Annotated in this window: 10 protein-coding genes; 9 read left to right on the forward strand and 1 reads right to left on the reverse strand. The window is 40.7% G+C overall.

Translation table 11 applies throughout. The features are described 5' to 3' along the window. The first annotated feature begins 1,350 nt into the window (after nucleotides 1–1,350). From tolQ to tolB, 4 genes are all read left to right on the forward strand, one after another. Nucleotides 1,351–2,064: a protein TolQ gene (gene tolQ / locus ACFIK8_RS01645; protein WP_375652716.1), complete on the forward strand. Its 714-nt coding sequence runs from the start codon at nucleotides 1,351–1,353 to the stop codon at nucleotides 2,062–2,064. Nucleotides 2,065–2,079: 15 nt separating this feature from the next. Continuing rightward, nucleotides 2,080–2,532, forward strand: coding sequence for a protein TolR (gene tolR / locus ACFIK8_RS01650; protein ID WP_273787696.1), 453 nt, complete (start codon nucleotides 2,080–2,082; stop codon nucleotides 2,530–2,532). 106 nt (nucleotides 2,533–2,638) lie between these two features. Further along, on the forward strand, nucleotides 2,639–4,051 hold the full coding sequence (locus ACFIK8_RS01655; protein ID WP_375655758.1) for a cell envelope biogenesis protein TolA: 1,413 nt from the start codon (nucleotides 2,639–2,641) through the stop codon (nucleotides 4,049–4,051). Nucleotides 4,052–4,094: 43 nt separating this feature from the next. Then, a complete protein-coding gene (gene tolB, locus ACFIK8_RS01660) occupies nucleotides 4,095–5,420 on the forward strand; it encodes a Tol-Pal system beta propeller repeat protein TolB (protein WP_015856942.1) in 1,326 nt (441 codons plus the stop codon). Between the two features lie 1,080 nt (nucleotides 5,421–6,500). Here the strand turns inward: tolB and ACFIK8_RS01665 are convergent. Beyond that, complete coding sequence (locus ACFIK8_RS01665; protein ID WP_005774608.1) at nucleotides 6,501–7,247, reverse strand: YebC/PmpR family DNA-binding transcriptional regulator; 747 nt, start codon at nucleotides 7,245–7,247, stop codon at nucleotides 6,501–6,503. A 367-nt stretch (nucleotides 7,248–7,614) separates the two neighbouring features. Between ACFIK8_RS01665 and ACFIK8_RS01670 the strand changes: the two genes are divergently transcribed. The 5 genes from ACFIK8_RS01670 (at nucleotide 7,615) to ftsH (ending at nucleotide 14,807) form a co-directional block, all read left to right on the forward strand. Next, on the forward strand, nucleotides 7,615–8,310 hold the full coding sequence (locus ACFIK8_RS01670; RefSeq protein ID WP_375611764.1) for a DUF1013 domain-containing protein: 696 nt from the start codon (nucleotides 7,615–7,617) through the stop codon (nucleotides 8,308–8,310). Nucleotides 8,311–8,512: 202 nt separating this feature from the next. Next, complete coding sequence (gene pal, locus ACFIK8_RS01675; RefSeq protein ID WP_015856939.1) at nucleotides 8,513–9,034, forward strand: peptidoglycan-associated lipoprotein Pal; 522 nt, start codon at nucleotides 8,513–8,515, stop codon at nucleotides 9,032–9,034. A gap of 52 nt (nucleotides 9,035–9,086) precedes the next feature. Further along, nucleotides 9,087–11,036, forward strand: coding sequence for a tol-pal system protein (locus ACFIK8_RS01680; RefSeq protein ID WP_375668884.1), 1,950 nt, complete (start codon nucleotides 9,087–9,089; stop codon nucleotides 11,034–11,036). Between the two features lie 18 nt (nucleotides 11,037–11,054). After that, a complete protein-coding gene (gene tilS, locus ACFIK8_RS01685) occupies nucleotides 11,055–12,542 on the forward strand; it encodes a tRNA lysidine(34) synthetase TilS (RefSeq protein ID WP_375635538.1) in 1,488 nt (495 codons plus the stop codon). Between the two features lie 114 nt (nucleotides 12,543–12,656). Next, a complete protein-coding gene (gene ftsH / locus ACFIK8_RS01690) occupies nucleotides 12,657–14,807 on the forward strand; it encodes an ATP-dependent zinc metalloprotease FtsH (protein WP_375635539.1) in 2,151 nt (716 codons plus the stop codon). The last annotated feature ends 114 nt before the right edge of the window (nucleotides 14,808–14,921 follow it).

Genomic DNA, 14,921 nt, shown 5'->3' on the forward strand with positions numbered 1-14,921 from the left:
AATAAAGTGATAATAAGCTATTAGGTCAAAAATTTTCTCAAAACACCCAAAGAGTATTTTAAGCAATTTGATTTGTTTTTTACTGGATTGTCATTTGGCATCACAAGAGCGCATGTCCCATCCATTTTCATCCATAATGCATGACTTTATCTGCGCTCCTAAACGCAGTGAATGAGTGAGAGATTAATGTATACAAAGCAGAAATGTATTCTGGATTTAAAGTTTCAAAAGCATATTATTTTATATAATAGATTGACTTAGAAAGATAAATTATCACTTCTCACGGGTACAAACCCCAATAGAGTCATAGAGTAAAATACTTTCATTTCAAATCTGTTCATGTTGAAACAATTAAAATCATTTGCTTATACATCATAAGATGAGCAATATAAATCATTGAAAAAATTGTAAAAATGTTTCTTATGGATCATTCTCAATGCAATAACGATCAAATATCGCAAGTGAGCAAAGAGAGCGAAGAAGCCGGTTTTCATGAAGTAAAGATGTGAAAAGGCTTTTTTTACGTCATAGAAGCTTTTACGTTATACTATGGTGTCAGAGAGATGATGGGCATTGAAAGGGGCGAATTCACAACACAATGAGACTATATGAGACTTACAATAGATTATATGGGACTACAATAGGGGTGCATGGGTGAGGCGCATTGTTGTGAGGCATTTTATGGTGGTTTATTGTCGTTTTTGTGCCCGAGGGTATCCCCGTATTAAATTCGATGAAAAATGAGAGAAACAATAGTCTGAGGCAAAGCGTAATCTTTCATGATTATAACATATTTATTTATAATGATAATTCATTGCGTTGTCACTTTTGGATAATTCTGAAACTTGTAAGATTTTTTCTTTTCAAGCCCTATTGCTGTGAATTAATCAAAAACATTTTCTTACATGTCACAAGCGGGGTTGGTGAGTGGATACAGAAACACTTGAGAAAGGAATAAAAATGCCTCTTATGAATCTTTTCAAGTGCTAAGATTTATCGCTGCATTTTGAGCTTAAAACGTGTATGATGTTTTAGTTTTTTTTCATGAGCGTAAAGGTGGTGGTGCATAATAGATTTGATATCATGCATTTTTATATCTTTTGTTTTTATAGCATTTATGGGGAAGGCTTTATCGTTATATTTTTCATAAATGCTGTTGTGAAATGAGGGGGGGCGTGTGTTGAGGGATGTCTCTCGTCATCACTTTTTAAAGAAATTTAAGAAACAAGTCTTGTTTTAGCACATGAATTTATGTGAAACTAAGGTTTTTTACTTAAATTTAGAAACTATAAAATAATCTGTTTTATAGAATTTTAAAAAATACACCTTTTATTTAGAGGGACAAAAATTATGCCGCATGGTGAACTAACGAATCCGGAAACAATTGGAATGTTGCATTTGTTTATGCAAGCGAGTTGGATCGTGAAAGGTGTTATGATCGGGTTGCTGCTCGCTTCCATTTGGAGTTGGGCAATTATTTTTGATAAAATTTTTACGTATCGGAGATTACGGCGTGAAATAAAGCAGTTCGAACGTACATTTTGGTCAGGCAAAGCGCTAGAAGATCTTTATGCATCATGTAAAAGTCAACACACCAATAGTATATCCGCCGTTTTTATGGCGGCGATGATTGAATGGAAAAAATCTCTTGAAAAAGGGACCCATACATCGAAAAGTTTGCAGAGCAGAATTGATAAGGCTATGGATTTGACGCTGGGACGTGAAAGTGAAAAAATAGAATCAAAATTAAGTTTTCTTGCGACACTGGGATCTGCGGGGCCCTTTATCGGACTTTTTGGAACAGTTATTGGTATTATGGAGTCTTTTCTTTCTATTTCAGCTTCTCAAAATACATCACTTGCCATTGTCGCGCCAGGGATTGCAGAAGCGCTTTTAGCAACCGCTATTGGTTTGTTTGCAGCAATTCCAGCCGTTATTGCTTATAACAAGTTGACTCATGAAAGTGCGCGCATCATTGCACAAATAGAAAATTTTGCCGATGAATTTTCAACAATTGTATCGCGGCGTATTGATGAAACACGCACAGCACCTTCCTCATTATAAAAAGGAGCTTATCCCATGGGAATTTCTGTTGCTTCTTCTTCTCGAAAAAATACACGCAGGCGCTATCATTCACGAAGCCAACTGATGAGTGAGATCAATGTCACTCCTTTTGTGGATGTCATGCTGGTCTTGTTGATTATTTTTATGGTCTCTGCCCCCCTTTTAGTGAACGGTGTTCCTCTAGATTTGCCTCATAGTCAAGCGGGTCCCGTACGAGCTCAAAAAACGCCCCTTACGGTTTCACTTGACGCGCAAGGGCGCTTTGCCATTAATCAAGATTATTATGAAACGTCACAAGCACTGATTGCACACCTTAAAACTCTTCTGGAAGAAGATGCTACACAAAAAGATCAACGGGTTTTTGTGCGGGTTGCTAAAACTGTTGAATATCAGCAAGTATTAAAACTGCTGGCGGATATTCAAAAAGCGGGGTTTTCTCAAGTTGCGTTAGCAAGTCTAGCACAATAAATAATAAGTAATAAAATTTTCGCATAACCTGTTGTTTTTAAAGTGTTTAATAGAGCTCAGAGTGATTAAAAATGAAAAAATATAAGTCATAAATAAGGCATAAAGAATGAACAAAGACTCCTATCATAGCATGAAACGAGGCTTGGCTTTATCCCTTGTGGTCCATGTCATTTTTCTCAGTTGGGGAGCCGTTCAGTTTACAAGCTCTGTCTCTTTACCACAACCATTGGAAGCAATTCCCATCACTCTTGCTCCTTTAGTGGACGAGTTGTCCTCTCAACAAGGATCCGTGAAGGCTCCCATCCGTGCAATCCCTGCCGTTAAACCAACTATGCAACCACAAGAGAAAGAAGATGCACGCCATATTGGAGAGGGACAAATAGATAGTCTAGCACCTTTTCAACCAAAGGAAAAACTGCGTCCTGTTGAAACAGCATCGCTACCACCAAGCAAGAACACGTCAGAAACATTTGCACCCGAACTTACAAAACCAGAATTATTAGAAGCAAAAACAGAGGATACTCCCAAAGTTGCGCCTGAGATGCCTTTGAGAGCACCGGAGGATACCCCCAAGGTTGCACCTGAGATGCCTTTGAGCGCGCCGGAGGATACCCCCAAGGTTGCGCCTGAGATGCCTTTGAGCGCGCCGGAGGATACCCCCAAGGTTGCACCTGAGATGCCTTTGAGCGCGCCGCCGGAGGATACCCCCAAGGTTGCGTCTGAGATGCCTTTGAGCGCGCCGCCGGAGGATACCCCCAAGGTTGCGCCTGAGATGCCTTTGAGCGCGCCGGAGGATACCCCCAAGGTTGCACCTGAGATGCCTTTTAAGGCGCCGGAAGATGCGCTCAAGCCTGCGCACAAAAATGAAGAGATGATATCGCCAAAAGAATTGGCTCCAACGGTACAGAAGGTACCAGCAGAACAGATTGTTCATCAAGCGCCCAAAATTACACTTCCAGAAAAATCTCTTCTTCCACAGTTTAAACCAAAATTTGACGAAGAATTTCCAAGGAAGAATGCGGCTGCATTGAATCAAAAGACACCAAAGCTTAACAAGAAAAACCAAGAAAAACAGACTATTGAAGATATTTTAGCACTGGAGGAAAATAATTTGCTCAATCGTGCGCGGTCACAAGGAGGGGGAGCAAAACGTTCTCATACACCAGAAGCTTTGGGCGCAAGAAAAAACATTGATGATACCACAAAAATGGCACAAACATTGGTCAATATTGCGGGGGCATGTATTCAACAGAAGCTTAAACTTGTGGCGCTTGGTGGCGATTTAAAAAACCGTCCGGTTGTGCGGTTGCGATTTTATTTAGATCGTGAAGGGATGGTTGTGGGCGATCCTATCATTGATCCCGTAAGCGGTCTTGAGAGTCAACAAGCTATTATGATAAGGCAGGTGTACGCCGCTGTCTTTTCATGCCAACCTTATGCAGATCTCCCACGTGATCAATATGATCTATGGGGGCAAGGTTTTGACTTTAATGTTGATCCCCTCCAAGAAATCAGATGATAAATGAGAAAAAATAAATTGGCTTAACGAAAGGACACATTCCATGATGACTATAACGAGACATAAAGTTTTTGCTTGGTTTATTGTCACTTGTGGGTTGTGGCTTTCAAGTATTTCATCGGGCTATGCGCAATTGAAAGGGACTATTTCGAGCGCTGATTTTAATCCCATTCCCATTGCAATTACAGACTTTATTTCCAATGATTCGATTGGGTTGAAAATATCTGCTGTGGTGACAGCCGATCTTGAGCGGTCGGGGCTTTTTTTACCGCTTAATAAAGAAAATTTTCTTGAAAATATTTCTAATCCTAATAAACAACCGCATTTTGCGTCTTGGCAGAAAATAAAAGCGCAAGGTTTAGTTACGGGGCAAGTCATGAGAGAAATCGATGGACGTTTGAGGGTCGATTTTCGTTTATGGGATGTTTTTGGACAAAGACAATTGAAAGGACGGCGTTTTTATACCGCGACAGAACGTTGGCGGCGTGTGGCACATATGATCGCAGATGAGATCTATAGTGAGATGACAGGAGAAAGTGGTTATTTTGATACACGAATTGTTTTTATCGATGAAACAGGCCCCCAAAATGCACGCATTAAACGCTTAGCAATGATGGATCAAGATGGCGCAAATTTGATTTATATGTCTGATGGAAGTGAATTGGTGCTCACACCACGTTTTTCCCCAAAAAGACAAGAAATGACCTATATGGCTTATGAGGACAATCAAGTACCTCATGTTTATCTTCAACAAATTGAAATGGGACAAAGAGAGTTGATCGGAACGTTTAATAACATGACAATTGCTCCGCGTTTTTCTTCTGATGGACAAAAGGTCATTATGAGTTTGTTACAAAATGATGGCAGTGCAAATCTTTACACCATGGATTTACGAACCCGTACGATGACGCGACTTACAACAACTTCTGCTATTGATACTTCTGCTTCTTATTCACCGGATGGAAAACAAATCGTCTTTTCCTCAGATCGTAGTGGAAAGCCGCAAATCTATAAAATGAATGCGGATGGGAGTGATATTCAGCGTATTTCTTCAAACGAGGGGAGTTATTCGACACCTATTTGGTCTCCACGGGGTGACTATATCGCCTTTACAAAACAATTAAGCGGACAATTTTCTATCGGTGTTATGCGCCCTGATGGACAAGGAGAACGAATTTTAACCACAGGGTTTCACAATGAAGGACCAACTTGGGCACCCAATGGTCGTGTGCTGATGTTCTTTCGCAAAAATCCCGGTATGGGACCAAAAATCTATACGATTGACATTACAGGACGCAATGAACGTCAATTACCCACCCCCAATGATGCTTCGGATCCAGCATGGTCGCCATTGCTCAATATACAGTAAAACAAAATGCTTAAAAACAGAACATAGAAGGAATATAGTCTATACAGTTTCAAGTTTACACAATCTCAATTGTCTTTAATTATTTAAAAGAAGGAATCGATTATAGTGGGCATGGGGAGTTATGTAGATTTCATCTATCATCTACGGTTGTTTATCGACAATAGAATTTCCTTGGGGGAAAATGCTTAAAAAATTCAAAAACAACATCTTGAAAAAATATAGTCAGAAAATTCTGAGGTCTCTAGATTTCAACTTTTTATTCAAAGTGTCTCTCTATGTTTTTTTGACTTCCTCTTTGATTTGGTTTGCGAAGAGTCCAGACTCTTGTCAAGGGTGTTTTTCTGCTGCTCTCTGATGTGTTTTATTCAAGTACGCTGTTGTTTTAGGTCAGAATATTGATTGATCGGTAATAGCAAAAGGACAGATTTTTAAGATAAATGACATTATTTTATGAAACATACGATGCCATAAAGTTAATGCTATAAAGTCAAAAATTTATCCGCAACGGATTAGAGAGATATATCGGCTTTTTGGATAATACTTTGCTAAACAATCAGCTCTGGCTTTCCATTTGCTTATTTTTATTCTGTGATGTTGTAAAAACACTGTCATTTGAGGTGTGGCGATATAAGGCATATAAACTTCCTTGAGATATTTAAGTGTTTTTTAAGTGCATGGCGAATATTTAGGGGAGTGTGTATTTTTTGAGCCTTAAGTTTCAAATGAATTCCATGAGTGATTCGTTATAGGAATACGTCAAGAAAATCCGAATTGTTTACAGACCAGATCATCTTCATTACTTGAGGGTGGGGAGGTTAATCTTAAAGAACAAAAAGATTAAATAGAGAGGGGTTATAGGGATAATCTTTGGGGCATGTAAGAAAGGCGTGAGGCTACAGAGTTTTTTATGCTTTCTTTTTTGGGTTATGTTTTCTGGAATTAATGGCGGTTTTCTTGTTGCACCAATGGTTAGTCCCCGCTATTGACGCGGGGCTTTTATATGTGCGGATAAAGAGGCGAGGTGACAGATGCTTTTGAAGCCCTCATGAATGAAGAGAGGGCTTGTGCAAATGATAGGAATTATACAGATAATTTTGCCAAAATCTCATCGCTGACATCAAAATTGGCATAAACATTTTGTACATCATCATCTTCTTCTAATGTTGAAATCAGTCGTAAAACGGACAAAGCTTTTTCTTCATCTATTGGTGCAAGGGTGGTGGCTTTCCAAATCGTTTTAATCGATTCTGCTTCACCAAGTTTTGCTTCAAGTGTTTTGGAAACTTCACCAATATCTTCAAATGCGCAGGTAATATGATGTCCGGTTTCTTCTGATTGCACATCTTCAGCACCGGCTTCAATTGCTGCATCCATGATGTTATCGGCTGTCCCTGCTTCTGGCTTATAGATTATTTCACCAATCCGATTAAACATGAAACTGACCGATCCTGTTTCTCCTAGGGCTCCTCCTGATTTTGTGAAGGCGGCGCGCACATTTGAAGCGGTGCGGTTGCGGTTATCAGTTAAAGCTTCAACAATGACGGCAACGCCACCTGGTCCATAGCCCTCATAGCGTACTTCATCATAATTTTCGACATCGGTACCTGAAGCTTTTTTAATCGCGCGTTCAATATTATCTTTCGGCATCGATTGTGCTTTGGCATTTTGAACAGCCAGCCTTAAACGTGGATTCATGGCTGGATCAGGAGCACCTTGTTTTGCTGCTACGGTAATTTCCCGCGCAAGTTTAGAAAATATTTTCGAGCGCATTGCATCTTGACGCCCTTTACGGTGCATAATATTTTTAAATTGTGAATGGCCAGCCATAGTTTTCCTTCCTATTTTAGGGCTTTCTTTCCAGTTGGATACTCTTTAGAATTTAAGGCGACAAAACACGCATCCCACCAGAATAAATGTGCCACAGCATGAGGTGAAGTAATCGAATAAACCCTTTATAAGAAAATTCATCTTAAAGGTAAAGACACCTTAGTTGAGGATCATTACAAGAGAGATCTCTTGTCGTTGAGCAAAAATAACGCTATAACAGAATGTAATCTCATGGCAAAATGGTTTATTCCATGCCTCGCTTTGTTTTAGGAGTGGTTGGAGAGACCTAACATATAAAAAGTTCTAGTGCTCTTGAGTGGGCGGTAACCGGCCTCATAGAAGAGGCGCAGAAGAGGATTTATAAAAAATGGCAACGCAACTTTTGATGCCCAAAGCAACAGCTGTTTGGTTGGTTGATAATACAGCTCTTTCTTTTGATCAGATTGCAGAATTTTGTAAATTGCATGTTTTGGAAGTAAAAGCTATTGCCGATGGTGATGCGGCTTATGGTATTAAAGGTTTAGATCCGATTAGTTCTGGGCAATTGACGCGCAGTGAAATTGCACGGGTGGAGGCTGATCAAAACGCACGCTTGAAAATTTCTCAATCTAGGGTGCATATTCCTGAAAAAAAACGCAAAGGGGCGCGCTATATCCCTCTTTCTCGACGCCAAGATCGTCCCAATGGTATCCTATGGTTGGTTACGAACCATCCTGAGTTGAAAGATGCACAAATTGCACGGTTGATTGGGACAACAAAAGCGACAATTGAACAAATCCGCCTTAGAACCCATTGGAATAGTGCAAATTTGGTTCCTCTTGATCCTGTAGGACTTGGTTTGTGTTCGCAAATCGATTTAGATTTTGAGCTCCAGCGTGCGGCGAAAAATCGCCCTGTTGCTGCAGAAGAAGATAGGTCGTTGCTTCCCGCTTCTGTGACGGAAAACGCTGCCCTAGAGGAAAATGAGAGTGAAGAAAATCTGCATAAGACTTTTGATGCTGATAAAGTTTTTGCAAAGCTGAACGCGCTGCAAAAAAATCGTCAAGATCAAGATGATGCATAAAAAGCCATGACGTATAAGGGAAACATTTCTTATGGAAATGTTAGAGGAGTGGCTGGAGAGAAGAAAAATTGGCAGAGACTCAAAAATAAAAATGATGACCAAAAAAACAGAAAAATTTCGTCTTCATTAGGAATTAACGGTTATTCTTGAAAATATTTTTAAGAATTTACCCTTCTTTACGACACTCAAGGAGAAACGGACTATGCGCTCTACCCAAAAAACCTTCTCTCATTCCTTAGCTGTCCTCTTTTTTTTCGCACTATGCTTGGCTGGGTGTGGCAAAAAAAATGTCGGTGCACTTAACGGTATGAATGGCGCTTATATGAATGATGCTGGTTTGAATCAGGTGCCACCAGGCTCAGGACAAGAATTTACGGTTAATGTGGGTGATCGCGTGTTTTTTAGTCTCGATTCTTCTTCACTTGATGCTGATGCTGAACGTATTTTAACGCGCCAAGCGGAATGGTTGCTTCATTATCCTTATTATTCTATTATGATCGAAGGTCATGCTGATGAGAGGGGAACACGTGAATATAACTTGGCACTTGGACAGCGCCGTGCTGTTGCTGTGCGAAACTATTTGGTGTCTCTAGGTGTGTCTGAACAACGGATTCAAACAATTTCTTACGGAAAAGAAAGACCTGTAGCGGTCTGTGATGATATTTCCTGTTGGAATCAAAATCGACGTGCTGTGACAACGTTGAGTGACATGAATAGTCATTAAAAAGAAGATTGTTTGTTTCAACTATTCAATAAGCTCTTAAGGGGAAAAAGGAATGTATCGTAAAATCAATTGGAAAACACTCTTTTATATGGCGGTTTTCATAGCTTGTTCTACTTCACTTGTTCAAAGTGCGGCACGAAGGGCTTCCGAATATCCTGCACATGATACGGATAAAGTTGATGAAGTTGATAAGGCATCTAGCGCGGAGGAAAAAGCCACTGACACTGTTAATAAGGCTATCGATGCAGTGAAGAAAGCACCTGAAGCAGCTGATAAAGCAGCATCTAGCGCGGAGGAAAAAGCCACTGACACTGTTAATAAGGCTATTGATGCAGTGAAGAAAGCACCTGAAGCAGCTGATAAAGCAGCATCTAGCGCGGAGGAAAAAGCCACTGATACTGTTAATAAGGCTATTGATGCTGTGAAGAAAGCACCTGATGCAGCTGATAAAGCAGCATCTGATGTGGTGGAAAAAGCTACTGACACTGTTAATAAGGCTATCGATGCAGTGAAGAAAGTGCCTGATGCAGCTGATAAAGCAGCATCTAGCGTGGAGGAAACAGCCACTGACACTGTTAATAAGGCTATCGATGCAGTGAAGAAAGCACCTGATGCAGCTGATAAAGCAGCATCTAGCGCGGTGGAAACAGCCACTGACACTGTTAATAAGGCTATCGATGCAGTGAAGAAAGCACCTGAAGCAGCTGATAAAGCAGCATCTGATGTGGTGGAAAAAGCCACTGACACTGTTAATAAGGCTATCGATGCAGTGAAGAAAGCGCCTGAAGCAGCTGATAAAGCAGCATCTAGCGTGGAGGAAACAGCCACTGACACTGTTAATAAGGCTATCGATGCAGTGAAGAAAGCACCTGATGCAGCTGATAAAGCAGCATCTAGCGCGGTGGAAACAGCCACTGACACTGTTAATAAGGCTATCGATGCAGTGAAGAAAGCACCTGATGCAGCTGATAAAGCAGCATCTAGCGCGGTGGAAACAGCCACTGACACTGTTAATAAGGCTATCGATGCAGTGAAGAAAGCACCTGAAGCAGCTGATAAAGCAGCATCTGATGTGGTGGAAAAAGCCACTGACACTGTTAATAAGGCTATCGATGCAGTGAAGAAAGCGCCTGAAGCAGCTGATAAAGCAGCATCTAGCGTGGAGGAAACAGCCACTGACACTGTTAATAAGGCTATTGATGCAGTGAAGAAAGCACCTGAAGCAGCTGATAAAGCAGCATCTAGCGCGGAGGAAAAAGCCACTAGTGTTGTGGAGCACCAAGGGATTATTTTAGAGAATCAGCAGGCTTTATTTAAAGATTATGATTTAGATAAGCTTTTGCATAAGATACGAATGGTGCTTGAGCATAACAATCTAAAAAATGTTAACAAGCAGTTTCATGGGCTTTTTGATAAAAAATCCCCGTCCGTTTATTCTTGCTCTTTTGAAAAGTCCGCTGTGGATGAAAAATCTCAGACTGTAAAAGAAGAGATAGAGCAGGAGCATAGTACAGGTGATCAGACAAAGGTTGCTGCTGTGGAAGCTAAGGTGGAGAGCCATGATCATGAAAACAGTCAACATTATTTTAACAAAGTGCATGAAGTAAGTGCTCCAATTGAAGCACATCAGAGTGACAATCTTTCTTCTTCTAAAGCTTTGTATAAGGAAGGGTATGATTTTATTCGTTCTGCCAACTATGTTGATGCTGAAAAAAGCTTTTGCGCTTTTCAAAATCGTTACAAAAAAGATTCTTTGAGTGATGATGCTTTATTTTGGTTGGCTGAATCTTTGTTGGGACAAAAACGCTATCATGAAGCAGCGCAAGTTTATCTTACCGCATGGTATGCAGATAAAAAGAAGCTCTATACCTCCGAGATTTTGCTGAAATTAGCAAGAAGTATGATCGCTCTTGAGCCAAATAAAGACGATTGTGCTCATTTTTTGAAAAAATCAAAACATCAAAAAACATTAGAGTCTATTTTTTGTAGACCTGCAAAATAAATAGCGAGGTTGTTTTCGGTGTGCGTTAGACTGGCAAGAAATCTCTTTAAAACATCGGATTTTATTCAGTGTCAGAAGTTGATTCTTGCCGTCTCAGGGGGAAGTGATTCTTTGGCTTTGATGTTTTTGGTCAAAGAGCATTTGGAAACTCTCTCAGTTCCTCCAGAAATGATTGTTGTCACGGTTGATCATCAATTGCGTAAAGAATCAACGCGTGAAGTAGAAACTGTTGCGAAAATTTGTCGAGTCCATCACATTAAACATATTGCTGTGCGGTGGGAAGGTGAAAAACCAAAGACGCATATTGCTTCCAGTGCTCGTGTTGCACGCTATGATCTCTTGGTTAAAGAAGCACAAAAACAAGGCGCATCAGTTATTATGACGGGCCATACACTCAATGATCAGGTTGAAACCTATCAAATGCGGTATCAACGTCTCCAAAAAAATAGAGGTGCGTTGCACGGTGAAGTTGGTGCCATGCGTGATGAGGTTTATTCCAGTGGTTTTGCCGGTGTTTTGCGCGGTGAAGCCGAAGGTATACATGATGAGGATCATGCCAGAGAAACGGGAAAAAATATTGCCGAAAAAAACTATGGTCCCCTATATGAGCGTGGTTTATCCTGTATTCCGCGTGAGGCGTTGTTGCATAGAAAAGTGCGTTTAATTCGGCCGCTCCTTGGTGTAAAACGCCAAACATTACGGAATTATTTACGCTTACAAGGACAAACATGGATTGATGATCCAACCAATGAAGATCGCAATTTTGAACGTGTGCGCGTGCGTCAATCTCTTCATCCTGAAAAATTGGCTTATATTGCTCAAAAAATAAATGAAGCCGCATTGCAGCGTCGTCAACAAGCGAAAAATATTGCTGATTTGATCTTAGCGCTGGATATTACTGTTAAACATGGGCGTTGTTTCATAGCAAAGCCTGCGCTATTTTTACAGAAACATTCCAGTTTTCCTTTTGTGGTGGGGCTCTTTGCGGTGTTGATGGGAGGGGGATTTTATTTGCTTCCCAATCAAAAATTAAGCATGCTTGTTCAAAAACTCTGTCTCGATTCTCCAGAAAAGAAGCGTTTTACTTATGCGGGCTCTGTTATTGAATATAACAAGTACGGAATTTCTTTGTGGCGTGAAGGGCGGAATATGAAAGAGGCTATCGTTGAGCCAGATAAAACTTTTATATGGGATGGGCGCTATCAGATCACAAATCATGGATCTGAGGCTATAAAGATTGGAGCCGCAAATTTAGAACAGCTGAAATTTTTATTGAAAAATAGCGATTTTGAGCTTGAAAAGCCTCATTTTCCCTCTTTACAATCGCTGCTGATGATCTCAAATCACAAAGGGTATGATATTCCAGAGTTGATTTCTCAAGCAGTTGTTCATAAACATGTTATAATCAAGCGGATTATGGCACCTTTCGATTGGCTTTCTTCACGAGAAGATGCTGCTGTGGTAAATATTGTGGAACCTTTTTTTAATATTGAGGTGAAAAGATAAAGGAAAATTACGTTAAAAGAAAATAAACAGCTTCTCATCCCTTGGCAAGGGGCTGACAAGGTTATATGTTAAGGGGAACTGTTTGAAATCTATATTTGATTAAGTGGGCTGAATATGAATTCCAATTACCGCTCTCTCCTCATTTGGGGAGTTATTGCCTTCATTTTGATTGTGTCGTTTTCTCTCTTTAATGGAGATAGTCAGCGTTCTGGTGGTGGAGAAGTCTCCTATTCTGAATTTTTGCAAAAAGTTGAGAATAATGAGTTGAAATCTGTGACCATTCAAGGTCAAAAATTAACAGGACAAACCATTGAACATAGAGCTATTTCAACCTATGCTCCTCGTGATCCAGGTTTGATACAAAAATTGGAAAGCAAAAACGTTAATGTTAAAGCTATTCCTGAAAGCTCTGGAAATAGCATTTTCCTCAATCTTCTCTTTTCCTTATTGCCTGTTATTATTATCGTGGGGGCGTGGGTCTTTTTTATGCGGCAAATGCAAAATGGATCACGCGGTGCAATGGGATTTGGGAAATCAAAAGCGAGATTGCTTAATGAAGCGCAAGGACGTGTTACCTTTAAAGATGTTGCTGGCGTTGAAGAAGCAAAGCAAGATCTTCAAGAAATTGTTGAATTTTTACGTGAACCACAAAAATTTCAACGCTTAGGGGGGCGTATTCCACGCGGTGTTTTGCTTGTTGGTCCTCCAGGAACCGGTAAAACTTTGCTAGCACGTTCTGTGGCAGGTGAAGCTAATGTGCCATTCTTTACCATTTCAGGGTCTGATTTTGTTGAAATGTTTGTTGGTGTTGGGGCGAGCCGTGTGCGCGATATGTTCGAACAGGCTAAAAAAAACGCACCTTGCATTATCTTTATTGATGAAATCGATGCTGTTGGACGTCATCGGGGGGCTGGACTTGGTGGTGGAAACGATGAACGTGAACAGACCTTAAATCAGTTGCTTGTCGAAATGGATGGGTTTGAGCCCAATGAAAGTATTATTCTTATTGCTGCAACAAACCGTCCCGATGTGCTTGATCCCGCGTTGTTAAGACCAGGGCGTTTCGACCGACAAGTTGTTGTGCCAAATCCTGATGTTTCTGGGCGTGAACAAATCTTGAAAGTGCATGTGCGCAACGTGCCTTTAGCACCTAACGTTGACTTAAAAATTTTGGCAAGGGGAACACCAGGATTTTCCGGTGCGGACCTGATGAATTTGGTAAATGAAGCTGCTCTTATGGCTGCGAGCCGTAATAAAAGAGTTGTCACGATGCAAGAATTCGAAGATGCCAAAGATAAGGTGATGATGGGGGCTGAACGTCGTTCAACCGCTATGACACAAGAGGAAAAGGAACTCACTGCTTATCACGAAGCAGGACATGCTATTGTGGCTCTTAATGTGCCGGTTGCTGATCCTGTCCACAAAGCAACAATCGTTCCAAGGGGAAGAGCATTGGGAATGGTGATGCAATTGCCTGAAGGTGACCGCTATTCCATGAGTTATCGATGGATGATTTCTCGTTTGGCCATTATGATGGGTGGACGTGTGGCTGAAGAATTAAAGTTTGGAAAGGAAAATATCACATCCGGTGCTTCTTCTGATATTGAGCAAGCAACTAAATTGGCGCGCGCAATGATCACACGGTGGGGATTTTCTGATCTGCTTGGAAATGTAGCTTATGGCGATAACCAAGATGAAGTCTTTTTGGGTCATTCTGTTGCGCGAACACAAAATGTCTCTGAAGAAACAGCGCGCATGATTGATATGGAAGTGCGTAAGCTTATTGATGATGCCTATAAAAATGCGACTAACATTTTGAAAACAAAAAGAAAAGAATGGTTTGCTTTGGCACAAGGTTTGTTGGAATATGAGACTTTAACGGGAGCTGAAATTAACGAAGTTATTGCAGGAAAGCCTCCTTCACGCACACAGAAAGATGAGGGTGCTGCGCCACGGGGATCTTCTGTTCCAAAAACTGGAAAAATGAAGACAGAGACAACAGTGGTAGATGAAAAAGATGCTGAAGCAGCCCCTCATAAAGCAGAGACCGATAAAGGCAAGGCAGGTAAAGCAGAGGAAGCTGTTGGGAAAAAAACAGCAAAATCCGGTAATGTTGAGCCTAAGGAGGCTCAGTCTAAAGAAGTGCAATCGGATGAGACTGAGAAAAAAGCGCAAAGCACAAAAGGTACCACAAAATCAGTCAACCGCTCTAAAAGTAATGCTGAAAAGAAGTCCAGTACTGCGGGAGATGATAAAGAAAAATAAGAACTGTTTAATAACGCTTGAGTAACGATGTTTTAGGAAAATTTCTAAATTCTTTGAGAAAGGCGCAAGCAAAGCTTGCGCCTTTAATGTAATATTTGCAAAAATATGGAAGCA

The sequence above is a fragment of the Bartonella sp. MR168JLCBS genome (assembly GCF_042194175.1).